This is a genomic window from Salegentibacter salegens (assembly GCF_900142975.1).
Taxonomy (GTDB): domain Bacteria; phylum Bacteroidota; class Bacteroidia; order Flavobacteriales; family Flavobacteriaceae; genus Salegentibacter; species Salegentibacter salegens.
In genome coordinates this window covers 3,649,654-3,676,248 of record NZ_LT670848.1, presented here as the reverse complement: position 1 = coordinate 3,676,248, position 26,595 = coordinate 3,649,654, and the positions used below count along the sequence as shown (strand labels likewise).

The window sequence follows — 26,595 nt, the reverse complement described above, 5'->3', positions numbered from 1 at the left end:
CCGAATTTAATGCATGGTAATAAGAAGTTTCTCATTAAAAAGAAAATTTTCTCAAATAGCCTAATGCTTCTCTTGTTACTTTTCGGGATAACAATCACGGTTCAAGCCCAGCTTATTCCCGCACCTTTGAAAATGAAAAAAAGTTCAGGAGTTTTTGAGATAGATAAAAACACTTCACTTCAGTTTTCATCAAAAAATGATAGTCTGGAAGAAATGACTATCTATTTTCAAAAGCAGGTAAAACGCTTAAGCGGAATTCAGCTTCCTGTAAACCGAACTTCAGGCAAGACGATAAAACTGGAAATAGATAGAAATTTAGATCTAAAAGAAGAAGGTTATAAATTAAAAATATCCACCGACCGTATTGTTATTTCTGCACCTACTGTGGCCGGAGTGTTTTATGGAGTGCAGAGCGTTCTGCAATATTTTCCAGGCATTCGTACCAACGAAAAAATAACACTTCCGGCTATGGAGATAACCGATGAACCTGCATTTGCTTGGCGCGGTATGATGCTGGATGTAAGTAGGCATTTTTATTCTGTAGAAACCATTAAAGAGGTATTAGACCTAATGGCTTTTTATAAACTAAATACTTTTCATTGGCACCTTACCGATAACGAGGGCTGGCGATTGGAAATTAAAAAATACCCAAAATTAACCAGTATTGGCGCCTGGCGTGAGGAAATACCGGGCAGTGTTTTTTACAAGGTAGATTCTACCTATGCCGAACCCTTAAGCGGAGAGCCTTATCGCTATGGAGGGTATTACACCCAGGAACAAGCCCGCGAAGTAGTTGCATATGCAGCAAAAAGAAACATCACTGTAATTCCCGAAATTGAAATGCCCGGTCACTCGGCCGCAGCGCTTGCCGCTTATCCGGAATTCTCTTGTGCACAACCAAAACAGGATCCCCCCGGATCAAATCTTTGGAACGATGTCACTGACACCGAAAATATGGCATTTAATTACTGTGCCGGGGAAGAAGCTCCTTTTCTGTTTCTACAGGATGTATTGGTAGAAGTAATGGATATTTTTTCTTCAGAATATATTCACATCGGAGGCGATGAAGTAGATAAGTCTTATTGGGAAAAATGTGAATCCTGCCAACAAAGAATTAAACAAGAAAACTTAAAAAATGAGAAAGGCCTGCAAAGCTATTTTATCAAACGCATGGAAAATTTTCTCCAGGAAAATAACCGTAAACTCCTGGGGTGGGATGAGATCCTGGAAGGTGGCTTGGCGCCAAATGCAACGGTGATGAGCTGGCAGGGAGAAAAAGGAGGAATTGCTGCTGCAAAATCTGGACACGATGTAGTTATGAGTCCCAGTGATCCTCTTTATTTTAATCGCTATCAGGCCGGTCCAGAAGGTGAACCACAGGCTGGCCCCTACTCTATTAACACCTTAAAACGCGTTTATAATTACAAACCGGTACCCGAAGCACTAAATGCAAATGAGGCAAAATATGTATTAGGCTCGCAGTTTGCGATTTGGACTGAGTTTATTTCATCGGTGGAACACCTGGAATATATGCTGTTGCCCAGAATGCTGGCCTTTAGCGAAGCGGTTTGGAGCAATAGCAAAGACAAAAATTTCACGGAATTTACCCGGCGTTTAAATATGGGGCACTACACCAGATGGAAGACTAATGGAGTTAGGTTCCACCCAGAATTTTTTGAACAATCGGAATATTAAAAATAAATGAAAAATATCTTCAAAACCTTTTAAATCAGATGAAACAGATAGTAGTTATATTTTTTGCCTGTCTTGTAGCCGCATGTGGTACAGGAAATATCCAGGAAAAACCCGATGGGAAATGGGAACTAATTTGGCAGGATGAGTTTGAGAATGAAGGTAAACCCGATGTCGACAAATGGTCTCAAGCCCCCAGAAATTCGGCAGATTGGGCACGGTTTTGCACAGATTCAAATGCTACACGTTTCGTTAAAGATGGCAAATTACATTTGCGTGGCATTCTGAATACCAATAAAAATGATACCGTAAAATACAATACAGGCTGTATTAGAACCACCGATAAATTTTCTTTTAAATACGGGAAAATTGAGGTGAAAGCTAAACTGGATAAAGGAAAAGGCTCCTGGCCTGCCATCTGGATGATGCCTCAAGACCCCAAATACGGTGGTTGGCCACATAGTGGGGAAATAGATATCATGGAATATCTGAACTATGACACCATTGTTTATCAAACCTTGCATACCAATTATATAGATATTCAGGAAAAAAAAGAGTATCCGCCATATTTCACCACCGTTCCATTTAAGATAGATACCTTTAATGTATATGGCGTGGAATGGTACCCTAATCGCTTAGATTTCTTTGTTAATGGAAAAAAGACATTTTCTTATCCAAAAATTGAAAATGCCGACTCAAAGCAATGGCCTTTCAACCAAGAATTTTTTATTATTCTAGATCAGGCACTTGGCGGAAACTGGGTCGGCAGCATTAAAGATGAAGATTTGCCCGTTGAAATGCTGGTAGATTGGGTACGGGTTTTTAAAGAAAAATAATGTAAATGGTGCAGATTCAAAAATTTAAAAATATTTATTAAAGAGTGTGTCCCAAGAATAGTGTCTCAAAAAACATACTTATAAATCAACCTCAAATATTATCTGTAATAATGAATAAAATAATTCTAAGAAATAAAATGAGCATCGCAATAACACTCATTTTAGCTGGTTTCATATTTCCTGAAGTGCAAGCGCAGGATATTACTATTATACCTAAACCTCAGGAATTAATTTCTTCGGAAGCTGAATTTAACCTGGAAAAAGCTCAGGTTCTATGGACTAACAGCTCACAGAATAATGACTTTGCTCTTAAGCAGTTAAAAAATGAATTGAGTGAACAAATGTCGGTTGCTTCAGAAATTGTTAAATCGCCCAAGAAAGCTTCTATTATTTTATATTCTATTGAAGAGAATCCCGGTTCGAAAATAAGAAAACTCCTGCCCGATTCAGAAAAACTTCAGAAAATTGGGGAACAGGGATATTGGCTAAAAATTGAAGAGAGCCAAATTAAACTAATAGCCAATACCGAAAAAGGTTTGTTTTATGGTGTGCAAACCTTGAGACAACTTATAAGAACTGCTAAAAATAAAAGTTTACCTGTTCTGGAAATTACTGATTGGCCGGAATTGGAATATCGGGGGTGGATGGACGATATAAGTCGTGGTCCCATTCCCACGGTGGATTTTATAAAGGATGCTATTCGTAAATTATCTCAGTATAAACTTAATTTTCTAAATCTTTATACCGAACATACACTTCGTAACGAGAAGTTCGCCGATATCGCGCCTTTAGATTCTTTTACTCCTGAAGAAATTAACGAGCTGGAAGAATTTGCTGCACAATATCATTTAGTGCTTATTGGAAACCAGCAGGCTTTTGGGCATATGGAAGAAATTTTAAAAAATCCTTTCTACGATGAAATTGCCGATAATAAATGGAATTTAAATCCAGGAAGTCCTACTACCTATGAGTTTTTAGACGAGTATCTTGGCGATGCAGCCCAGGCTTATGACCATCCTTTCTTCAATATTGGTGCCGATGAAACCGATGGATTAGGATCTGGAAAAGCAAAAGATTTAGTCGATTCTTTGGGAATGGAAGCCGTATATGCAATGCATATTAATAAGCTTGATGAAATTCTTAAAAAGCATGGAAAACGGACTATGATGTGGGGCGATATTGCTGTTAACCACCAGGAGATTATAGATCGTTTGCCAAAAGACCTTATTATTCTTTCCTGGGGTTACGATCCCAGAGATAGTTTTGATCAAGCTATTATCCCTTTTAAAGAATCGGGCTTTGACTTTATGGTTGCACCCGGGGTGAGAAATTGGAGCGAAATCTATCCTAATCTAGATGTTGCTGTAAAAAACATTGCCAACTATGTGAGGGACGGAAAAGAATATGGAGCTATGGGAATGATAAACACCGCCTGGGATGATGATGGTGAGACTTTATTTAATGCGAACTGGCACGGAATTATATGGGGTGCAGAGATGGCATGGAATCCAATTAAAAGCCAGGAAGAAGCGCAGGCCAACAAAGAGAGAGCAGGCAGATTAAGCAGTTTTAACAAGGCCATTGACCTATTGTTTTTTGAGATGAACAATAGCGAAAGCATCACAGAATCCTTAAATAAATTTAGCGAGCTAAGGGATATTCCGGTTTTTGGCAGTATAACTAATGCTTCTATTTGGGGAAGTATTTTTGACTTCTATCCAAAAGAAGAAGTGCAAAAAGTTGAAGACGCCAATAAATTAATGCTTGAAGAGGCAAGTGCACTAGCCAGAGAATTAGAAGGAAAAATAACAAAAGCTAATTCGGAAAAGATAGTAGTCCGGGTTGCAAAAAATGCAGCAAAAAGAGCTGCTTTTGCTGCAAAGAAGAATTTATTCATTCTAAAATTACAGGAAGTTCATGAGAATCCTGATGCAGTATCAAAAGAAGAAATTAAACAAACCCGGGATGAGTTATTTAAAGAGCTGCATCAACTTAAAATAGATTACATCAATTTGTGGAAAGCTGAAAACCGGGAGTATTGGCTTACAGAAAATCTAAATGAATATGATAAAACTGCCCACGAATTATTAGATCTGGAAACTTACGTATTTATAAATGCCGGAGAAGCTATAAAACCCGGAGAAATGGAGATTAAGCTAAGTACACTGTATCCAGACACTGTCATTAGATATACTACCAATGGCGGAGAACCCACTAGAGATAGCAAGCTATATGAAGGTTCTCTAAGCATTACAGAAAATGCAGAGATTAAGGCAAGGGGATTTAAAGACACCAAAAAAGGAGAAATCTCTGCTAAATATTTTAATGTGCATAAAGCCCTGGGCGCAAAACCTAAAATAAAGGGTCGCGTGAGTACAGCCAATCCAGCATATGCTGCGGGAGGTCCCCGAGGACTTACAGATGGATTAAAAGGTTCAGAAGATTTTGGTGATGGAAGATGGCAAGGATATGCCGGCCAGGATATTGAAGTGGTTTTAGATCTAAAAGCAAAAACCCAAATCAATGAAATTTCTTCCAATTTCTTCCAGCGATTAATTTCCTGGATTATGCTTCCGGCAAGTGTAGAGTTCTATGTTTCTAATGACGCAAAAGAATTCAGGAAAGTAGCCATTGCTGAAAATAAAATAGATCCTCAAAAGCAAGGTTTAATTATTGAGAATTTTTCTTCTGGAAAATTAAACGAAAAAGCACGGTATATAAAAGTCTTAATAAAATCTATGGGACCTTTACCCGAGTGGCATACCGGTGCAGGAAAGTCGAGTTTTATCTTTCTGGATGAGATTATTGTGAAATAAGCTTGCCTGAATTAACCTGAATTCCAGCCAAATAATTGAAAATGCAGGATAAATTGAATAATTATACAGGCTTTGTTTCTTTTAAATGCCATTCGTATGAAAGTAAACGTTCATCTGTTTATATAACCGGTACGTTTTTCTCCAACTGGCTCTATTTACCCCGCTTTAAAATAATTGAAAACCGATGTGAAATTCTTTAAAGAACTATATTCCAGTAATTTAATCTTATTCCTGGTAAGCAACTTTAAATACAGGTATAAGATTTGGACTTAGCATAATAGGATCTCCTTAAGAAATTATTATGCAATTAAATACATATAAAATTCTGTGTCTAGGCATACTCCTTGCATTGGCCTTATCATTATACTTTCACAGGAATTTCTATTATTCGATTTGGCTAGAAAATCAGATTACCATCCTTTTCCTGCTTCTTATCTTCGTATTTTCTATCGTTCTAGTTACAAGATTTAGAAGATTCTAAAAATGATTCAGTTTTACTTTTCCAGTATCCCCAAAATTTTAGTCAGAGCTCGTTACCACTTCACTTGAATTAATTTAATTTATTGCAAACCCTAATTTTTTAAGGGCAGCCAAGGCTATTTTGTGGTCATTTTCACCGCTACCTCCGCCAGATATACCAATACCTCCCACAAGTTCACCATCTTTCCAAATAGGTGCTCCCCCGCCTAATAATAAAAGTTCGTCTACTGTATTTAAGTTCTTAGCATCTCTACTTTCAGCTGCTTTTCTCATTAATTCAAAACTTGGGGTTTTTGTAGATAAAGAGGTATAGGCTTTTTTTCTGGAAGCTTCTGTATTATGAGGTCCTACCTGGTCTCCCTTCAGCAATAATAAAGTAGTCCCTGATGAATTGAGTATTGCAATGGATACATTTTTGTTCAATTTTTGAGCTTCCAACCCGGCTTGTGCTGCTAACTTTAAAGCTCCTGATTGGTTCAAGTCTAAAGATTTATTTAAATATTGCGCAGACGTAGAATAAGTGATTAATACTATTACGGCACACAATATGCTTTTAAATATCTTCATAATTATTTTATTATAGGTTTCTTAAAAATTTATAGTGATCTAAGTTTCCAGATAAAAAACCTGCTAACATCCATTTAGATCTTTATTCAAAGGGGATATTTTTTATCTAATCAAAATAAACCGCTTCAAAAACGGCTAGGGGTGCACGTCTTCCAACATTTAAGCTTAAGACATCTCCCTGAATTGTGTAATTATCTGCCAGTTCAAAAACCTTTAAGAATTCCGATTCATTGATAGCTACATTAGCACAAGCTTTCATAGTAGTAGCCATTTGAGAAAAATTAATACGATTGCCTTCTTCCAAAGTATATGTACCATTAAAAGTATTACAACCTGCAAAACCTTTAATCATATTATCCTTAGCATCCAGAATAAAGTACGCTTCTCTCTCCTGGTTTTCGCTCATTTCAATTTCCTGTCCTTCCAGGGTTTTAAGTTTCCAATACTTCCCTATAACCTCTGGAACAGATTTTTCGAAAACAGCCAGAGGGCTTCGCCTTCCAACATTAAGCATTAAGAAATTATCATTTACCGTATAATTATCTGCAAGCTCAAAAACTTTCAAAATTTCGCTTTCCTCAATCATATTTTCAGGACAGGCCATACGCGTAGTAGCTAATTTAGAAAACCGAATGCGGTTATTTTCCTCTAAATTATAATCCCCAAAAAACGTATTGCATCCGGCAAAACCATTTATGCTATTCCCATCTGGATTTAAGGTGAAATAAATAGCATTTTTATTATTGTTAGTTATTTTCTGACCTTCCAGTTCTATTAGCGTCCATTTTTCCTGGATAATAGATTCCTTATCAGCTATACTTGAAGTAGAATCATCTGTAGATTCACTCGTTTTTTTTACAGTGTTACAGCTTACAGCAGTTATGATTATAAGTGCAAGACTGAATATTATATTTTTCATTTCAATTATTGTTATGATATTTTATTTGTAAGTCTTTAATTCCCTGAAGAAGTTCGCCTTTGAATGGGCCTTTAACCGAAATATTTTTAATAATTTCTTCAACAGGAATAAAATTAATAGGTGTCGCTTTGGCGTTTACTTCTTCCAGCCAGGTTCCTAATTGTGCTGCTGAACTTAGATAAACAATTCCTCCCAATTCTACCCAGGCATGGGCTGCCGCACACATAGGGCAATGTTCGCCACTGGTATACATTGTCGTATTTTTTCTATCCTTTTCTGAAAGATTTACTGCCGCCCAATTGGCTAATTCTATTTCCGGGTGTGAAAGTGCGTTAATTTCATTTACTCTATTTCGGGCAATGGCGATTACTTCATTATTTTCATTAACCAAAATAGAACCAAATGGTTCATCTCCGGCTTTTAGAGCTTCTTCAGCTAAAGCAAGACAATACTTTAAATGTTCTATGTCATTTTCTGAAAATTTACTTTTAGAATTTTCCATATTTTTTGTAGTTTTCAATTTATTAATAGCGCCGGAAGAAATTGAATGAGTGTCAAAATTCATCTTTTCACTACTCTTACATCCCATAATATTCATAGCGATAAACAAGACTCCAATTATTCTATATTTCATTTTAACTTATTAAAGTGTTTTACGTTTATAGACTAAATGCACAATAAGGAGGCTAAGCGATAAAAGTAATCCTGTAAGTGAAACCCCTATCCACTGGTAATGTTGCCAAGCAAATGCTCCCACGGTTGTGCCCAAAGCTCCCCCAATAAAAAAACTTACCATATAAATTGTGTTTACACGGTTACGCGCTTCAGGATTCTTAGAAAATATGATATTCTGGTTGGTAATATGTAAAGCCTGTAGACCAAGATCTACCAGAGTAATTCCAATAATTAAACCTATTAAAGAAGTTGTGGAAAACAGGAAAACTACCCAGGATAGAATAATTAAAATCACAGAAAACAAAATAATTCTGTTTTTATTGATTTTATCATTCAATTTTCCTATTACAGTGGCCGCTAGGGCTCCTAATATTCCAAAGAGACCAAAGGCACCGGTTACCCCACTGCCATATCCGAAAGAGTCTTCCATTAGAAAAACCAGGGTAGTCCAAAAAGCGCTTAAGCCTGCAAATGCCAATGCTCCTCTAAGTGCGGCTAATCTTAAGGAAGATTCAGTTTTAAAATAAAACCAAAGAGACTTCATTAAAACTGCATAACTCCCTTTATAATTCCGCCTTATTTTAGGGAGTTTGAGTTGTAACAATACAAAAAGTGCAAACATTAAAACCGCTGCGGCATAATACATAACTCTCCAACCAAATTGCGCTCCAACCAATCCACTAATTACACGGCTTCCTAAAATACCAATAAGCAAGCCGCTCATTACTATTCCAATGGCACGACCACGTCCTTTATCATCAGATAACTCTGCGGCCATGGGTACAAAAAGTTGTGGTATAGCCGATGTAAAACCTATAAAAAAACTACTAATAATAAGTAAGAGTAAGGAATTTGACATCGCAGCAGCAATTAATGAAAGAATCATTAATAAGAAATCAAATTGTAAAATCTTCTTATTGGTTATTTTATCCCCTAAGGGAATAATTATCAATAAACCAAGCGCATAACCTACCTGGGTAGAAAGAGCGACATTACTTACTGTAGACTCATTTACAGAAAAGGTAACGGCTATTTGGTGAAGCAATGGCTGATTGTAATACAAGTTCGCAACCACCAAACCAGCCGAAATACTCATAAGGTACAGTACAGAATTACTAAGCTGTTTCATTGAGATTATGATAGGTAAATATAATAGCTATCGGCATTAGGTATAAGCATATAATTACTGTAGGGTAAATATTAAAAAGTATTAAGTAAACTACTGCAGATATACCCAGCGAAGGCAAAATGAACATTTTGTTAACTACCACGATAAGTGGAATAACCAAATGCAGAAAGTGTGATTGGTACGTGGTAATGTTTCTCATCTTTAATTTCAAAAACAACTTCTATAAAGGGATAGAAAGTTTCTGTACTCTTTTCTTTATAATATTCTTTTACAAAAAAGGTGAATTTATAAATTCCATTATTACTTTTCCCAGTCGGAAGAAAATCGTTAATACGGCCATTTTCCTTTGTCTCCTTTTGAGATACAAATTCCCAGGACTCTGTCGTATTATTTCTTTTTTCAAGTTTAATTGAAACATTTGCAGCCGGAGCACCTTCAGAGATATCTAAAATATGTGTAGATAACTGATGTGTATCATTTTGAGCAAAACCTAGTGAAGTGATCAGGATCAAGCAAAATCCTAGAAGCATTTTTTTGATTTTCATAATATTTTTTTTTACAAAAATAGGGTGAGAAATGCTTAAGAACGTTGACTTAAGTCAAGGAATCTAAAGTCTTGCTTTAGCTCTGCTTAAGGTAGAAGGGGAAATTCCCAGGTACGAAGCAGCCATTTTATTAGAAACTCTTAACAGGATTTGTGGTTGGTTTTCTATAGTCCATTTCACTTTTTCTAATGCATTAAAGCCCTGGAAACCATAAATTCTCTTTTGAGAGGTAATAAAACCCAATTCTAATATCTCCCTATATATGCGATCCATCTCAGGAAATTGCTTAATTAGTTTATAAAAATCATTACGCTTACAAACCAACAGTTCGGATTTTTCAAGGCTTTGAAGATATTCGCCTGCAGGTTTTTGGTCAATAAAACTTGGTAAAGCCGTACAGAACATTCCTTCGAATGCAAAAAATCGAGAAGCTTCCAAGCCTTCTGAGTTAAGTGTAAAAATGCGCAGTATACCCTTATTTATAAAATAAAAGTTATTACAGACCTCGGATTGATTTATTAAAATCTCATTTCTTTTAGCATTTTTCAGGCTAAAAAATTCTACTATGTAGTTTATTTCGCGTTCCTGAAGAGAAGTTTTTTCGTCTAAATATTGTTTGATTTTTTTAAACATATTCATTTCATCTAACAATTTTTAAAAACAGCTATATTTTTACCGCGGGGTTAAAACTAAAAACCCAAAAGAAATAGAATATTCTCAGAGGGAGAAATTTTTAAAATTTAACTCACTTATTACTAGTTTAAAAAATTAAAATAATGAAAGATTTCCCATATAGCAACAATTGAAATGTAAAAAATTCCAATTATTTTCATTCTAATTAGAAAAAGATATCAATCAGGGCTAGTCGCTTACATCCCACCCACGTTCCGATAGGTGGGTTTTACGCTCCGTTTTATAAAACGAAAAGCCGCCCCCGGTAATCGAAGACGGCTTTTCAACTAACACATCAATGAAAAAAAACTAACTATAGATATTTTTGTAATCCAAAATTTTAATTTCTTCTTACTTAAATTTGTTTAAGTTTAATATTTCTCCAGTACACCTTAATTCCTCCCCCATCGTGAATTTGTAAGGCAATTTTACCATTAGCAGCTCCTATCTTCTCATCAGAAAAATCAACCATTTCCACGCCGTTTAACCAACTGGTTACCTGGTTATCTTTTACTCTTATCTTTAATTTATTCCATTCTCCATAATTAAGTACATCCTCTTTTTCCGGGGTTGGTTTTATCAACCATCCACGTCCATAAGATTCATAGATTCCACCTGTATGAAGATTTGGCGGTGCCACCTCTACCTGCCAACCAGCTATTTTAGTGCCTTCAATTTCGGACCTTATGAATACTCCACTATTCCCGTCCGCTTCTTGCTTAAATTCTAAATTCAATTCAAAATCCTTGTAATTTTCTTTAGTGGCAAGATATCCATATGCCTTATCGGGACCACTCTCTGAGATCAACAATCCATCTTCGACATACCATTTTTCGGTACCATGTATTTTCCAGCCTTCAAGATCCTCTCCGTTAAAAAGATCTTTTCCTGATTGACAACCAACAAATGCGAAACTCAATAAAATTGCAATTAAACTAATTTTTTTCATTTTTATTTATTTGAATAATTAACTAAGCTTACCTCAATTTTTTCAGTAAAACTTATAATCTTTTAATTTTAATATTTCTAAACCAGATGGGACTGGCGTGGTCCTGCAAACCGATATAACCAGACTTAAACTTTGCATAATCGGGACTACCTTTCCACTTACCTGAATCCCTTTTCTCCTGCCAGTCTTCAGATTTAGGATTGAATGACACTACCATTTCCCCATTAAGCCAATGTTCAACCCTCTCTGGGGTATATACAATCTTACTAGTATTCCACTCTCCAACCGGATTTAATTTTTTCTTTTCAGAATCTGGGGCGTACATCGCATAATCGGCAGCTGTTTTGTTTAATGGCTTTAATTCTGAAAGCTTTTCAGTGTGACCAAGACTCTCATTATAACCGGTAAGATCATGGATATTTTCATAATTTTCATCATCTATAAGCTGATATTCAGGAGCTACTTTTGATGGGTTTTCATACCCTTCTTTTACGTGGTAAAAAATCCCGCTATTCCCCCCTTCCGGAAGTTTCCACTCCAGGGAAAGTTCAAAATTATCAAACTCTTCAGCACCATAGATAATGTCCCGACCTCCGGTATAATCTTCTTCTTTTCCAAGATCGGTTTTATAGGTTAATACATTATCTTCTATGACCCAACCCGGTGGCATCTCTTCTTCGCCATAACCTCGCCAGCCTTCAAGGCTACTACCGTTGAATAAATACTGCCAGTCTCCCTCTTTTTGTTGAGTCTGGGCAGTATTTTCCTGATTTTGGTTATTGGTTTCAATTTCTTCCTGTTTTTTATCTGAATTTTTACACGCTATGATGGAAGCTGCCAAAAGCATGTATACCATTATTTTTTTCATCTGAACTATTTTAGGTTGAAGTATTATTATAAACTTTAGGATTAACCTAATTTCATTTTTTCAGGATCCCAATTTATAAATCCGTTCTTTTTATAACTTTCATTACAAAGTAAAGCCGGGGCAGCCGCGCGAAATCCGAAAACAGGATCTTGCGCTACGGAGCCATTCTCACGAATTGCGGCAAAGAAATTAGCAAAATGGTCGTAATGCGCACCTTTATAACCATTTTGCGCTTTATAAACCGTCTCCAATGGCGGAACCAATTTTTTACGGTCTGGTCTTCCAGATTCTTCTTTAGCTTTTTCTGCCAAAAATGGATCAGCGCTTTCACCACCAGCATTGCGTTTTAAGGTTAGACTATCCCAGCCTATATCCATAGATCCTTTACTTCCTACCAGTTTTAAGAAAGTACTACCACTGGTGCCATCTACGAAATTACAACGCAGAGAAAGGTTAAAAGCCGGATGTTGTTTAGTATCGGGATAATCGAACATTCCTAACAGTACGTCGGGAACTTCCCGGCCATCATCCCAATGGCGTAAACCTCCGGTGGCTGCAATTTTGTTAGGTCCATAAGAGTTCGTGATAAAATGCAGGCTGGAAAATAGATGTACAAATAAATCACCCGCCATTCCTGTCCCGTAATCCAGATAGTTACGCCATCTAAAAAAGCGTAAAGGATCAAAAGGACGATCTTTACTGATGGAAATATATTTCTCCCAGTCTACTGTTTGGGTAGAAGCATCATCTGGAATAGGATATTGCCAGGCCCCAAATGCCGAATTACGAGCCCAGAAACCTTCGGCATAATTTAAAGTTCCTATTGCACCTGCCGCCAATAATTCTTTAGCCTTTTCATTACCCAGGGAAGACATTCCCTGACTACCTACCATATAAATTTTACCCGATTTTTTCCAGGCTTTTATAATATCGTTACCTTCTTCTACGCTATGTACCATAGGTTTCTCACAGTACACATGTTTACCTGCATTTAAGGCGTCAATACTCATTTTTTTATGCCAGAAATCTGGAGTTCCTATAATAACTGCATCAATATCAGTGCGTTTTAAAATCTCTTTGTAATCTTTGGTAACAAACAAACTATCTCCCCAGCGCTGTTTTGATTCCTCCAGTCTACCATCGTATAAATCACAAACAGCAACAAGTTCTATATTATCGTGCCTTAAAGCAGTACTAGTATCGGCAACTCCCATTCCCCCGGCACCTATCAAGGCGATATTTAAGATTTTATTACCAGTAAATTTAGTTTTCCGGTTAAGTAAATTTACCGGTATTGTTTCGGCCGCAAAGCTTGAGGGGATTACGGCTGCAGTAGCGCCTACTATTCCCAAATTCTTAATAAAGGAACGTCGATTATTCTCCATAGTAATTTGATAGATTTATATTTTTAACTGCGTAAATCTAATTAGAAGGGAAGTAATATTTGGGGTAATAAATGGGGTAAAATTAGAAAAAAATTCAATTTTATTTAACTAAACGTAAAAATTCAGGATCAATCGTTTCGTTATAATATCTTTCGTAAAGCTTTTTATAATTTTCAACTGTTTTCTTGGCAGAACCGTATTTTTTTTCTGCTAATAAAAATGTAACTTTTTTTCTGATAGCAGTTTCAAAGAGGGGATCTATTACTAAAATTGCTTCAATAATTTCCAGTTTCTCAGTACTATTAAGAGTTTCATTTTCTAGAAAAGGATTTAACAGGTCTAAAACTCTAGAACTATATTCCGCTTTTATATTATCTAACCACTCCAGTTCCAACTGTGGCAATAAAGCACCTTTTGATACAATTCTAGCAAGATCCAACGCTTCAATTTCTGATAATACTTCCTTTTTAGAGGACCAAAAACCCGGGAAGGCATTATTTAACAAAAAGACATCGACTATTAATGCTCCCTTACTGTGAAGTTGCCATTTTTTATCGCTAAAGATGATTTTAGCGTCTACTTGATTAAAAAATATATTCCTTAATTCCTTTATCTGAGTACTTCGATTATTTTTTTTGTTGTTTGAGGGAAATCCTGGCCAAAGAAAATCACTTAATTTTTTAGAAGTTATCCCGTCTTCTTTGAGGGTAAACAATAAAATGAGAATCAATAATTCCTTTCGTTTTGGAGAAAATTTTGATGTAATATCTTCTCCTTTAAGATTCCAAACCGTAAAGCCATTTAATAAATTTATACTGTTCGCTTCCCGATTTAGAGTACAAGCCGGGCTATTAGCGTTTTTTTCAGAGCGCGGACTTTCTTTTGATTGTTTTTTTAAATGCCTTGATCTCCTCTGATTTCTTTGATAAATAAGCAAAGCTGGTATTATTAAAACCAAAAGTATAACACTTAACCACAACCAATTACCAATTAGGAAGCTCCCTTGATTTTCAAGACTTCTTTCCAAAAAGACATTTTCGATCTCTTCATCACTTAATGCTCTTTCCCAAATTTTCAAATTGCTCATTAACCCAGAGTAATACTGACCCCATAAATTTGATCCTATAAGTAATGCATGATCAGTCTGTACCATATCTGAAGCAGCAATCTCCTCTATTAAATTACCATTTACATAGAAATAGAGTTTTTGATTTGGCACATACACAAAGGCAACGTGACTCCACTCATCTTTTTTAACAACAGGCTTTGAGGTAGTATGATCTTTAATTCCGGTGGTAGTAAATTGTAGCTTTCCATTATAAATTTTAGCAGAGAAAGCCTCACCTTTTCCTATTAAACTAAAACTTCCATCTACCTCATTAGGTTTCACCCAAGCGCTAATACTTATTTCTTCTAACCTTTCTTCAGGTTGACTTCTAATATCAATATAACTGGAGGTTCCATTGAAAATGGCTACATTTTTCCCTCTATCCTGGTCTTTTTTAAAGCTAATAGCCGTTGGAGTACTCTTATCAGAATTATTAGTCAGATTACTAGTCTCGTCATCTAAAGGCACCGAATATCTTATCTTTTCTTCCAATCTATACCTTATAGCGCGAAAAGTTTTCGGTCCGGTGATTTTTGTGTTTTTATCAGTAAAATTATAGATGTCAGGAGAGAACATATAACCTCTTTTGAGAGGTGATAAAGTTGAAGCAGCAGTCCTCAATATTCCACAAGTTTCCAAATGCGGAAATTCCTTCCAATTCACCTTGGGTAAATCTTTCCCATTATAAGTAACTCGGATTTTATATACCGGCTTCTTATAATACTGTTTTTTTAAATATTCTATATTTTTTATAAAAGGTGAAGTAATAATGTCCGGGACCACTCCTTTTTTGTACAGCACATCCTCAAGAAAAAAGTCAATTTCTTTTTTGCTTTTTAGACTATCAGCAGAGATTAAATTGAATTCTTCGCAAACCGTAATCTCAGACAAAGAATCAGTAAGAAAACGAATATGATTAAGTTGTTTTTTTTCAACACCAAAAAGTTGATTTTCTTTAGAGGAATTAAAAAGGTAATTCGAATTTCTACGAGAATTTTGCAAAAAATCATCCACTATCTCCTTCTCCCCATCATACAAAAAAAGGAGCTGAGCCTGGGTGCCTAGTAGTTTATTAAAACTGTCTTCTTTACTTTCAAATTCAGAGATAGATTCAAAATAAAAGGTATTATATCCCTCTTGAAAATCAGATAATAAATTAGAGCTGCCAGCTTTTAAAAGCCACAAAGAATCAGGTGGTTTGTTCTGTCCTACACTGCAAATACTCCATAAAATGGAAACTAAAATGAAGATTCTCTTCATACTTTTTAAGAAAGATTTTTTGTCGGAGAAAGTTAGTGAAAAAAGCATGAGTTTTGGTGTTCTTAGCTAGTCTATCAATTAATTTCTCACTAATTATTTGGCAATTAAACAATAAGAAGAAATCTAATTTTAAAAATTTCAACAAAGTGTATTTGATGTTTTTATATTGATTGCAATATATTCAATCATCGATACATTCCTTCTACATTCCCTAGGGTTGAAAGTAGAAAACAAATAGCCCTGTTTTCCTTAATTACCAACATCGCTTAGTAAAGAATGAACAAAGGTATAGAGGTTTAAAAGCTATCAATTAATTAGTTCTAATTAAAGTTTAACAATTCTTTAAACTATTTATCAAAAAAACAGTCAAAGTAACAGTAGTTATTCTAATAACTAATTTAAATCACCCCTAGCCAAGCTTTTTCATGAAATATTTTAGCACGCTGCTTCTCCTTTTGTCTATTAACTTAATTTATTCCCAGCAATTCCAGATCACCGGTAAGATAACTGACACCGAGGGTAATTCACTCGAATCGGCAACGATCTATGCAGAAAAACCTGCCGACAGTAGTCTGGTAACCTATACCATTTCAGAAAAGAATGGGGAGTTCTCGCTCTCTGGAACTACAGAAGCCGAAGTTTTGAATTTCAGAATTTCCTATGCGGGTTTTGCTCCTTACAACCAGAGTTTAGAAATTGAGAAAAGTCTAGACCTCGGTAATATAACCCTGGAGATTCAGGATAATAGCCTTGCTGAAATCCTGGTACAGGGAACCAGTGCTCCAATTTCAATAAAAAGGGATACCCTAGAATTTAATGCCGATTCATTTACCACCCAACCAAATGCCAATTTAGAGGAGCTTATGAAAAAACTTCCGGGGGTTGAAATAGATTCTGATGGCGAGATCACTGTAAATGGAAAACCTGTTTCAAGAATAATGGTCAATGGAGAAGAATTTTTCGGGAACGACCACAGGATTGCTACAAAAAACCTTCCAAAGGAAATCATTGATAAAATCCAGGTGACCGATACCAAGACAAGGTCTCAGGAATTTACAGGAGAACCTGGAGACCCTGATAATAAAACGGTAAATATTACTATAAAAGAAGACAAGAATCAGGGTTATTTTGCCCGGGCTACCGCAGGTGGTGGTACCGATGAACGCTATGAAATGAGTGCAATCGCTAACTATTTTAAGGATGATCTGCGCATAAGCGTACTAGGAAGTTCCAATAATATTAATAGTTCGGGTTTTAGCTATGATGAAGTCTTTGGGATGATGGGCCGAAGTGCCGGTAGAGCAGTTTTTGGAGGCGGCGGTGGAGGAATCACCAAATCGGAAACTGCTGGTTTGAATTTTGTAAATAAATGGGAAAACGAATTAAGATTAACCGGAGATTATTTCTTCGGTAGAAATGACACCGAAAGAAGAACCCAGGTTTCAAGAGAAAATATTTTGCCGAATGCCCGGTATTTTTCAAATTCTGACGAAAGAAGCAATTTAATAAACGATAGCCATCGGGCCAATGCCAGGTTTGAAATAGAATTTGATTCCCTTACACGGTTATCCATAAGGCCCAGGTTTAATGCTAATTTTGGGAATTCTAACAGGTCACGGATCGAAGAGTCTCTAGATGAAGATGGTAACCTTATCAACAACACTGAAACCTTTAGCAACGAGGATCTTGAAAGCCAGAGTTTTAATAACGACTTAGATTTTATTAAGCGTTTTGGAGCTAGAGGAGCATATTTTGAACTTGAATTTTCTAATGATCACAGCAGGCAACGTAACGATAATTTTTACTATTCTGAAAGCCTGTTTTTTGAAGACGGAGAAGAAGTAGTTGAAGTCCAGGATCAATATATAGACGAAGATGAAAAGGAAGACAGCTATTCTTTAGAAGTAAGTCAACGTAGTGTTCTGGCAGATCAATTTTTCCTGGATGTTTCCTATGATCTGGATTATGCGCATTCCACGAACAAAAGATATGTTTACGAAGCCGAAAATGGTGATGCAAGCTACAACCAGCTTAACGAACTGTTAAGTAACGATTTTCAAGTAACCAGCCTCAGGCATACTCCAAACGTGGGCTTAAATTATGAAGGGGAGGTCTGGAGGATCAATACAGATTTTGGACTATTACACACCAGTCTTGAAAATGAAAATTTCATTGAAAATGCAGCTTTTGAAAACACTTATAATAACCTCTTTCTACAGGCAAGGGTTCGTTATGAAGTGGAAAGATCAAAAAGTATAACCTTTAGATATGATACCGATGTTGATATCCCATCAATCAACCAGTTGCAACCGGTAATAGACCGAACTAATCCGTTGAATATAAGAGTAGGAAACCCTGAACTTGTTCCGGCATATAGGCAAAGCATTAGAGCTGATTACCGTAATTTTGACTTTTCTACACGAAGCGGAATCTTTAGTTCTGTCAATATAAGTTTTACCGATAATACTGTTGTACCAGTAACTACTATAGATGAAAACCTAGTTCGTACAACTACTTATACCAATGTAAATGGAGTGATGAGTGCTAATGCCCGGGTATATTTAAACAAGCAGATTAAAAACGATGAAAAGGAGTTCAGGATGGGAGGTGGTTTAAACGCCTCTTATAATAAAAATGTAGGCTTTACAAATGCTGTAAAATATAATGCCGAGCGATATAGTATATCACCAAACCTTCGGTTAACTTATGCCATAGACGGGCTATTTGATATTAATCCTAATTATCAATTGACGTATAACAGTACGGCTTATGATATTAACCCTAACCGGAATGAAGATTTCCTGAATCATCGTATCGGTTTTGAAGCAACAAGTTACTGGCCCGAAAACGTGGTTTTTGGTAATGATATTTCTTATAATTACTTCGGGAATGTTTCTCCCGGCTTTGAAAATACCTCTCTCTTATGGAATACCAGTTTGGGGTATCAATTTTTAGATGATGATGCTACGATCAAAATAAAGGTTTATGATATGTTAAATCAAAATATTGATACTCGCCGAACTATTGGAGATGATTTCATCCAGGATACTAGTAACTTAATCCTTACCCAGTATGCTATGCTTAGTTTTACTTATAAGTTAGATAAATTTGGCGGAGATAATCCAAATGATCGTGGGAGAAATAGAAGATAATTATAAGACATTAAATGTAAGGTTTTTAAAGCATGGCGATAAGATTAAGTATTTAAATTTTTGGCTATGAAATATTATATTCTTTATCTACTTCTACCTTAATAATCATAGAAAAATCAAAGACTTAATTAAGCCGAAAGGTCCAGGGAGTGTTAGCTCAACTCTGTCTGCTTCTTCTCCCGGGGGTACCCCCGGGAGAAGAAAATTTTAGTTTTTCGTTTCATTGGTGGCTAAGTCCAACTCTAGCCGACCTTCAAATTTAATAGCTAATTGTTGAACTACCAAACCCCAGTTCTGCAGTGGGGCGTTCCATTTCTTTTCAATTCTTCTGGTAGCTAGGTAAACCAGCTTCAATAGTGCCATATCATTGGTAAAAGCGCCTTTGGTCTTGGTTACTTTTCTTACCTGCCGGTGAAAAGCCTCTACGGCATTTGTGGTGTATATGAGTTTTCTAATGGGTGCGGTATATTCAAAATAAGCACTCAATCGGTCCCAGTTATCATTCCAGGAACGGATCACTATGGGATATCTTTTGCCCCATTTTTCTTCCAGATCCAGTAAAGCCGATTCAGCCTGGTCTTTGGTGTCAGCCTTGTACACCAGTTTAAGGTCTTTCATAAAATCTTTTTGATCCTTACTGGCCACATACTTCATACTATTGCGGATCTGGTGGACAATACATAGCTGAATATCAGTCTTGGGATAAACAGAATGAATGGCTTCACTAAAGCCCGTAAGATTATCCGTACAGGCAATCAGAATATCTTTTAAGCCACGGTTGTTTAATTGGGTCAGCACCTGAAGCCAAAAATTGGCCCCTTCACTTTCCGAGATATACATACCCAGCACTTCCTTTCTTCCAGCTTTATTTATTCCTAAAATATTATACAAGGCCTTGTGCTTTACTTTGCCTTCTTCGCGTACCTTGAAGTGCATCGCGTCGAGCCATAGGATGCAATATACCGGCTCCAAGGGGCGATCCTGCCATTCCTTAACCTTGGGAATCACCCGGTCCGTAATATCACTTAGAACGTGTGTGGATATCTTGGAATCATACATTTCCTCTATATGAGCTGAGATATCCCGCAGGCTATTGCCCATCCCGTACATGCCTATAATCTGCTTTTCTAAATTATCGGCCAGGATACGCTGGCGTTTCGCTACGATCTCCGGCTCAAAGGTACTGTTACGATCCTGGGGCGTGTTAATGGTGACGTCCCCTTGGCTGCTCTTTAGGGTCTTTTTGCCTTTGCCATTACGCTTATTACCTGCTTTTGAGCCTTTTTCTTCATCGGAAAGGTGCGAAGACATTTCTGCTTCCAGGGCCTCTTCCATAAACTCCCTAAGCATTGGAGCAAAAGCGCCGTTTTTGCCGGTTAGGGATTCTCCTGATAAAAATTGTTTTAATGCTTTTTCCTTTAATTCCTTAATCTCTTCTTGTGTCATAATCTAGTCTAAAAATTTTAATTTAATTTTCAAAGTCTAGACAGACTTGAGATTACACCCTCTATTTTTTTTACTTATCAGTCAACCATTCTAAAGAAAAGCTTGTGAAAAGATTTCTGGAATAGCCATCGGCTTCAAAAAACACACCTATATCACCATTTTCTAAAACCGTAAGATCAGAATAGGCAGCGGGTCCATGATAGATAGTTTTTCCTTCACTCCAGGTTTCTCCTTCGTCATAACTTATACGAACACTTAGATTCTTTCTCTCATCTGCACTATTGGAATTTGAAAAAAGCAGTCTATTTTTTTCGTCCTCCTTTTCACGACTATATCGAATAATACTTGCATTATTTCCTGGGTCGGTTAATTTAGTTTCTGGACGGGTTTTCCAACTTTCTCCCTTATCATCTGAAATATGTACATATCGATGTCCTTCACCAGTATTCACTCGAGAATTAATCATATATCTTCCATCGGCAAGTTCAATAACTTTTGACTCATCTGCAGGTTGAATTGGGGTGTCAATCAAAAACCAACTTTTTCCGTGGTCATCACTACCAAATAAGTGCAGACCACTATCCAAATTTACAAGGGTGTGTAGTAATCTACCAGTACTAGTTTGAGTTCCCCTACCAGATGTGATAAATTTAAAATCCTCGTGCCATTCTTCTTTAGCTATTTCTGCAGTAATATCGCGGGGCTCAGTCCAGGTTTTGCCATTGTCTTTACTTGAAACTACATGTAGATAATAGATATTAGCTTCATTATCAAGATCCATAAAGTTATAGAACATAAAAACTTCACCTGTCTCTTCATCTACAATCATGGAAGGGTCTGAAGCAGATTCTCCCTCCGGAAAGTTAACTACTGTTTCAATATCGCTCCAGGTTTTACCGTTGTCAGTACTTCTACGCTGTACAATATTTATGTCTTTGCTCCCTCTTAAATCAGCACAAGAAGGTACTCTTTCATCTATTGCAGCTATAAGGTCTCCATTAGGAGCAGTTATTAAAGAAGGAATACGATAACAGGCAATATTCTCTTTCGCTTCTGCATTAAAAAGATCTTCAAACACTAATTCCTGTGTTTCAGGGTCATTAATTTCTTCTATTTTGGGTTCTTTTTCTTTATCGTTACCCTTGCAGCTCTGCAAAAATGCACTTAGTACTATTAGTAATACAATTTTCTTCATAATTTTTTAATTTAATTAAATTTAAAAAAAGGCCGCAATTGCGGCCTTTTCAGCTAACTAACTAACAAATAATAATCATGGGTATAATTACTATTCATAACCTTCTGTTTGTTCTAATAGCGGATTGTTCGCTATCATTTCTGGAGAAATTGGTAGTTCCAATTTATAAGCTTCAGACGCATCAAGACTTTCTATTTCATCAAATATAAAGGTGCCTCCTGCACGTCTTAAATCCCACCAACGTTTACCTTCTCCTATAAATTCCTTCAAACGTTCATCAAGAATTGCACGAGTATTCTCTACCTGAGAGCCACTTACATAAGCATTTTCGGATTCTGTGTAATCCTCTCCATAAGCCCTCATCCGAATTTGATTGATTTCTTCTGATGGATCTTCACCTAAATTATTTTTGGCCTCGGCCAAAAGCAATATAACATCGGCATACCTAAATAATGGTACATCATTATTACTTAAACGGCTACCTGCTTCTACTACACCCAAAAACTTTTTCAGGATAGAGGCCTGATACCCTTCAGTATCAAATGGAATATGACCTTCATCGTTACCATAAAGCCTAATAAAAGTTTCATTCCTACGTGCATCTTCCGTATCATCAATCATTTCCAGAGTTTTAATGCTTGGGCCATAACGGTTCCCTCCATTAGAAACAAAATCGGCCATGGAATTGCCATAAGAATCCCAGGTGGCATTTATCTCAGTAGACCGGCCAGTAAATAATCCGCTATAAAAATTCCCAGCTTCATCTTGTGTATAATCAAATTTAAAAATGAACTCGTTATTATTTTCATTTTCTTCACCCCACAGATCATTGTAATTCTCTACCAGGCTAAAGCCCATTCCTTGTACATCTTCCAGGGCTAATTTTGCTTCATTATAATCTGCATCACCTCCCCCAAGGAGTTTACCAGACCATAAATAAACTTTTCCTTTTAAAACCAAACTTGCAGCTTTAGACCAATAGGTTCGCTGCCCATTCCAAAAAGATTCATCATCCCCAAAGGCCTCTAAAGATCTGGCAATATCACTTTTTACTAATGCCATTACCTCTTCCTTAGAAGAACGGGCTTTAGCTAATTCGCTCGGGTTAACATCTAACAACGGTTCAGTTGAAATTGGTACACCACCCCAGGTTTTTAACATTGTAAAGTACATGAATGCCCTAATGCCATACACCTGTCCAATAAGGTGGGCCTTGTCGGCTTCATTGTCAAACTCAATATTCTCAATATTTAAAAGAAAATCATTGATATGATGCATATAGCCGTAAAAACCGGCCCAATTTCCGAATGGCACCTGAGTAGCACTAATGTTTTGGTTAATTAAATCAAGGTTCGAAGGAGATTCAAAGGTAGGACCACCCCAAATATCAGAACGAACTTCACCCATAATCCAGAAACTTCCATTACGGGCTCTGAAGTTAGAGTACAAACCAACCTGTGCAGCCCTTGCAGCCTCTTCACTTTCCCAAAACCCATTATAGGTTAAGGTGCTTTCTGGCTGTAGATCTAATTCGCTTTCGCAAGCTCCGAGTGCAAAAAGTAATATAAGTGCACTAACTATTTTATAAATCTTCATAATCATTATTTTTTATTAAAAACTTAAATTAACTCCAAGGGTATAACTTACAGGTAGTGGGAAACGACCGCTATCTATACCTCCATTTTCTGGAGAGTACCCAGTATAATCATTAAAGTAAGCTAAGTTACTTCCTGTTCCATATATCCTAAGGTTTTGGAACACATTCCCAATAAGTTCTCCAGGAACATTATAACTCAATGTCACCTCTCTAAGGGCAAGATAATCCCCTTTTTCCCAATAACGAGAACTACTATTGTACTGTCCACCATAAGGAAAGGACAAGTGGTTACGCTGTGGATCAGTGAAATCGTATCGCGGAACGTCAGTATTTGGATTTTCTTCGGTCCAGGTATCCAGCAATTCGTTCGTCCAGTTCATATTTCCTTGAACTTGCGCCATTCCCCGAGATCTTGCATTGTTTTGTATTAAATGCCCTAAAGCAAAATCAGTTTTTATAAACAAGTTAAAGTTTTTATAGGTAAGATCTGAGGTGAAACCTCCAAAGAAATCTGGAGTAACCCTACCAATCTTCACCCTATCGCGAAAATCAATAATATTATCACCATTCACATCTCTCCAACGAGAATCCCCTAATTGCTGAAATTCTGGGTTTGTTGCCATCTCTACTCTCCGACCTTCGTGCTCTGCCAGATCTGCTTCAGTTTGATAAACTCCTTCCTGAATATAAGCAGTAACAATATCGGTTCCTACTCTTTGCCCTTCCTGTAAACCACCTATATATCGGGTACCGTCGGTTTCAGGGTCATAAACCTCAATCCCTCCCTGACGGTTATTTTCTACCCCATTATCAGGTAAAGATTCCACATATCTTTTTTGGGTAAAATAAGTACCTCCGATATTCCAGTTCCAATTGTCGGTATTAACAATTGTGGCATCCAATTCTAATTCAAAACCTTTATTTCTTAAGGTTCCGTTATTCACCAGGATAGAACTAAATCCAGTCCATTGAGGTAACGTTAAACCTGCAAGTTTATCATCCACATCTCTGATAAAATAATCTACTAAAAGATTCACACGATTTTTAAACAGACCTAAATCCAATCCAAAATTAAGTGTAGTGGCACGCTCCCATTTTAGACCAAGTGTTGGCAAATTAGTATTAGCGTAACCGGTTTGACCTCCATATACTGCAGTTTCCGCATATAAACCATAAACGCCATAATTACTTAGCACATCTATATTCCCGTTCACCCCATAACTTACACGAGGTTTAATACGTGATACTAAGCTTTCTAAATTCGAACTTTCATAAAAATTTTCATTATGAAGATTCCATCCAAATGATACTCCTGGGAAGAAATCATATTTTTCAGTCCCTAATCTTGAGGTTCCGTCTTGTCTAAAGGTAAGCCCAAGTAAATATCTACTATCATAATCATAATTTACCTGCCCAAAAACCGAAGCAATAGCATAATTAGTTTTTGAGGAAGAAGGCACTCCATTAGCTTCTGCTCCAGCATTCATAGTTGTAATTAAATCGGTAGGAGATAATCTTGTTGCTCCACTCAACACGAAATAGTCTTCTCGAAAAAATTCTCCACCCAACATGGCATTTACATTGTGTTTTTCATTAAAAACATTATCATAAGTAACCGTGGCCGTGGCCTGATTCCTCAATGTTTTTTGATGACTGGCAGAGGCATTTCTTGTGGTAACCAAAGATCCAGCATTTAAATACGCTTTGTTAAAACTTTCATTGGTGTTATTAATAGTAAAATGGGAACCTCTAAGCATTAAGTTGAAATTTTCTATAAACTGCCAGTCCAACTGTACTGAAGCAGTAAGACGTTGCTCCAAATTCTCACTTAAAAATTTATCCCTATAGTATAATGGATTACCAAAACTAGTATTTGTACCAGGGTTTGGATCGTCACTTAAACTTCCATCGGGATTATTATTATAAATCCTGGATGTAGGTGGTTGTCCAGCTGCCCGTTCGAATATCTGGTTATCATTACCCAAATAAGTACCATTAACTTCGGAATGCGCATAAAGTAAATTTGAAGAAACTTTAAAATTATCTTTTACTTTATAGGATCCATTAAACGTTCCTGAAAACCGTTCAAAACCGGAACCAATGACAATACCTTGATCATCAAGATATCCCAAACCGGCATAATAAGTACCTTTCTCATTACCGCCATCAAAAGAAAGAGAATGATCTTTTGAATGACTGTTTTGAAAAAACAACTCACTCATATCATTTTCTTGAAAAATCAACTGCTGCGATGGATTTATAGGATCCTGAATAGAACTCCAACCTGGCTGATCTAACAAATATCTATTATCGTCTCCTAAAACCATGGTTGTAAAAGGAGAATTTGTAGTGTTGTTACCAGTTCCCATCCCCTGAGGTCCTACTAGAAAATTATTAAATGCTCCTTCACCAAGTACTCTTTGTGTATTTCTTATTGCCCTACGATTATAAATAATAAAATCTTCAGCCCCAAGATACTCTGGGCTGTCCCGTCTTTCATTTATAGTGTACCTATGTCTATAGGTAATGTTAGAACTTCCAGCTTTTCCTTTTTTGGTCGTTACCAGAATAACTCCATTTGCAGCTCGCGCACCATATACGGCAGTAGAAGCAGCATCCTTTAAAACTTCCATGGATTCAATATCGTCGGAATTTAAAGCATAAAAGGATCCGGGAACTCCGTCAATTAAAATTAATGGACTACCTCCGCCACCAAAGTCACTTCCTCCACGTAAGGAGATACTTGGAGTAGATCCGGGTTGACCAGTGTTTTGAGTAACACGTAAACCTGCAATAGTACCTTGAAGTGCTGTTGCAGCATTAGATCTCGGTGCACTCTCTAACACTTTAGTATCCAGTTTAGAGACCGCTGTAGCCATATTACTCCTCAATTGGGTGGAATACCCGGTAACAACCACTTCATCCAAGCTGGACAAATCTTCCTCAAGAATAACATTAATCTCAGAATCCCCCTCCTCTACAACGATTTCGGAAGTTTGGAAACCTAAATAACTAAAGGTTAAAATTTCACCTTGAGAGACGTCAATATTATATGCTCCATCAAAATTGGTTTGAACACCTCGGTTAGTATTTTTCACCAGCACATTAACTCCCGGTAAAGGAATTCCTGCTTCATCTGAAACAACTCCTGAAACCTCAAAATCCTGAGATTGCATCGTAAAGCCAAAACACAAAAATACAAGCCCACCCAATAGTACCGTATTAGTGAAATCTGGCCGTGATAATTGCAATACCCTATTCAAAAGGTATTTCCAATTACCCATATTTAATCTTTTTTTCATAA

Annotated in this window: 18 protein-coding genes; 4 read left to right on the top strand and 14 right to left on the bottom strand. The window is 36.7% G+C overall.

Annotation, left to right across the window (positions count from 1 at the left end):
* Positions 1–9 precede the first annotated feature (9 nt).
* The 3 genes from B5488_RS16285 (at position 10) to B5488_RS16275 (ending at position 5,344) form a co-directional block, all read left to right on the top strand.
* Positions 10–1,695: a beta-N-acetylhexosaminidase gene (locus B5488_RS16285; protein ID WP_407690208.1), complete on the top strand. Its 1,686-nt coding sequence runs from the start codon at positions 10–12 to the stop codon at positions 1,693–1,695.
* A gap of 38 nt (positions 1,696–1,733) precedes the next feature.
* Positions 1,734–2,528 (top strand): glycoside hydrolase family 16 protein, encoded by a 795-nt coding sequence (locus B5488_RS16280; RefSeq protein WP_079736212.1) that lies wholly within the window; start codon positions 1,734–1,736, stop codon positions 2,526–2,528.
* Positions 2,529–2,638: 110 nt separating this feature from the next.
* Positions 2,639–5,344, top strand: a complete 2,706-nt coding sequence (locus B5488_RS16275) for a glycoside hydrolase family 20 zincin-like fold domain-containing protein (protein ID WP_079736211.1) — start codon at positions 2,639–2,641, stop codon at positions 5,342–5,344.
* Positions 5,345–5,899: 555 nt separating this feature from the next.
* Here the strand turns inward: B5488_RS16275 and B5488_RS16270 are convergent.
* From B5488_RS16270 to B5488_RS16225, 10 genes are all read right to left on the bottom strand, one after another.
* Positions 5,900–6,391: a GlcG/HbpS family heme-binding protein gene (locus B5488_RS16270; protein ID WP_079736210.1), complete on the bottom strand. Its 492-nt coding sequence runs from the start codon at positions 6,389–6,391 to the stop codon at positions 5,900–5,902.
* Between the two features lie 106 nt (positions 6,392–6,497).
* Positions 6,498–7,310 (bottom strand): META domain-containing protein, encoded by an 813-nt coding sequence (locus B5488_RS16265; protein ID WP_079736209.1) that lies wholly within the window; start codon positions 7,308–7,310, stop codon positions 6,498–6,500.
* Between the two features lies 1 nt (position 7,311).
* Complete coding sequence (locus tag B5488_RS16260) at positions 7,312–7,944, bottom strand: nucleoside deaminase (RefSeq protein WP_079736208.1); 633 nt, start codon at positions 7,942–7,944, stop codon at positions 7,312–7,314.
* A gap of 9 nt (positions 7,945–7,953) precedes the next feature.
* Positions 7,954–9,081, bottom strand: a complete 1,128-nt coding sequence (locus B5488_RS16255) for an MFS transporter (RefSeq protein ID WP_231919763.1) — start codon at positions 9,079–9,081, stop codon at positions 7,954–7,956.
* A 164-nt stretch (positions 9,082–9,245) separates the two neighbouring features.
* Positions 9,246–9,653 (bottom strand): hydroxyisourate hydrolase, encoded by a 408-nt coding sequence (gene uraH / locus B5488_RS16250; protein ID WP_407690222.1) that lies wholly within the window; start codon positions 9,651–9,653, stop codon positions 9,246–9,248.
* Positions 9,654–9,722: 69 nt separating this feature from the next.
* Entirely contained in the window at positions 9,723–10,292 is a 570-nt protein-coding gene (locus B5488_RS16245) for a Crp/Fnr family transcriptional regulator (protein WP_079736655.1), read from the bottom strand.
* Between the two features lie 394 nt (positions 10,293–10,686).
* The gene (locus tag B5488_RS16240; RefSeq protein WP_079736205.1) at positions 10,687–11,280 is read right to left on the bottom strand and encodes a 3-keto-disaccharide hydrolase; all 594 of its coding nucleotides are present in this window, start codon (positions 11,278–11,280) and stop codon (positions 10,687–10,689) included.
* Positions 11,281–11,332: 52 nt separating this feature from the next.
* Positions 11,333–12,148, bottom strand: a complete 816-nt coding sequence (locus B5488_RS16235; protein WP_079736204.1) for a 3-keto-disaccharide hydrolase — start codon at positions 12,146–12,148, stop codon at positions 11,333–11,335.
* Between the two features lie 41 nt (positions 12,149–12,189).
* Positions 12,190–13,533 (bottom strand): Gfo/Idh/MocA family protein, encoded by a 1,344-nt coding sequence (locus B5488_RS16230; RefSeq protein ID WP_079736203.1) that lies wholly within the window; start codon positions 13,531–13,533, stop codon positions 12,190–12,192.
* 100 nt (positions 13,534–13,633) lie between these two features.
* Positions 13,634–15,901 (bottom strand): LamG domain-containing protein, encoded by a 2,268-nt coding sequence (locus tag B5488_RS16225; RefSeq protein ID WP_170065309.1) that lies wholly within the window; start codon positions 15,899–15,901, stop codon positions 13,634–13,636.
* A gap of 425 nt (positions 15,902–16,326) precedes the next feature.
* Between B5488_RS16225 and B5488_RS16220 the strand changes: the two genes are divergently transcribed.
* On the top strand, positions 16,327–19,053 hold the full coding sequence (locus tag B5488_RS16220; RefSeq protein ID WP_079736201.1) for a TonB-dependent receptor: 2,727 nt from the start codon (positions 16,327–16,329) through the stop codon (positions 19,051–19,053).
* Between the two features lie 207 nt (positions 19,054–19,260).
* On the opposite strand, the gene B5488_RS16215 is transcribed toward B5488_RS16220, so the two are convergent.
* From B5488_RS16215 to B5488_RS16200, 4 genes are all read right to left on the bottom strand, one after another.
* Positions 19,261–20,499, bottom strand: a complete 1,239-nt coding sequence (locus B5488_RS16215; RefSeq protein ID WP_079733433.1) for an IS256 family transposase — start codon at positions 20,497–20,499, stop codon at positions 19,261–19,263.
* A gap of 70 nt (positions 20,500–20,569) precedes the next feature.
* A complete protein-coding gene (locus tag B5488_RS16210) occupies positions 20,570–21,694 on the bottom strand; it encodes a sialidase family protein (RefSeq protein ID WP_079736200.1) in 1,125 nt (374 codons plus the stop codon).
* 90 nt (positions 21,695–21,784) lie between these two features.
* Positions 21,785–23,290: a RagB/SusD family nutrient uptake outer membrane protein gene (locus tag B5488_RS16205; protein ID WP_079736199.1), complete on the bottom strand. Its 1,506-nt coding sequence runs from the start codon at positions 23,288–23,290 to the stop codon at positions 21,785–21,787.
* Positions 23,291–23,305: 15 nt separating this feature from the next.
* Complete coding sequence (locus B5488_RS16200) at positions 23,306–26,593, bottom strand: SusC/RagA family TonB-linked outer membrane protein (protein ID WP_231919762.1); 3,288 nt, start codon at positions 26,591–26,593, stop codon at positions 23,306–23,308.
* Positions 26,594–26,595 lie beyond the last annotated feature (2 nt).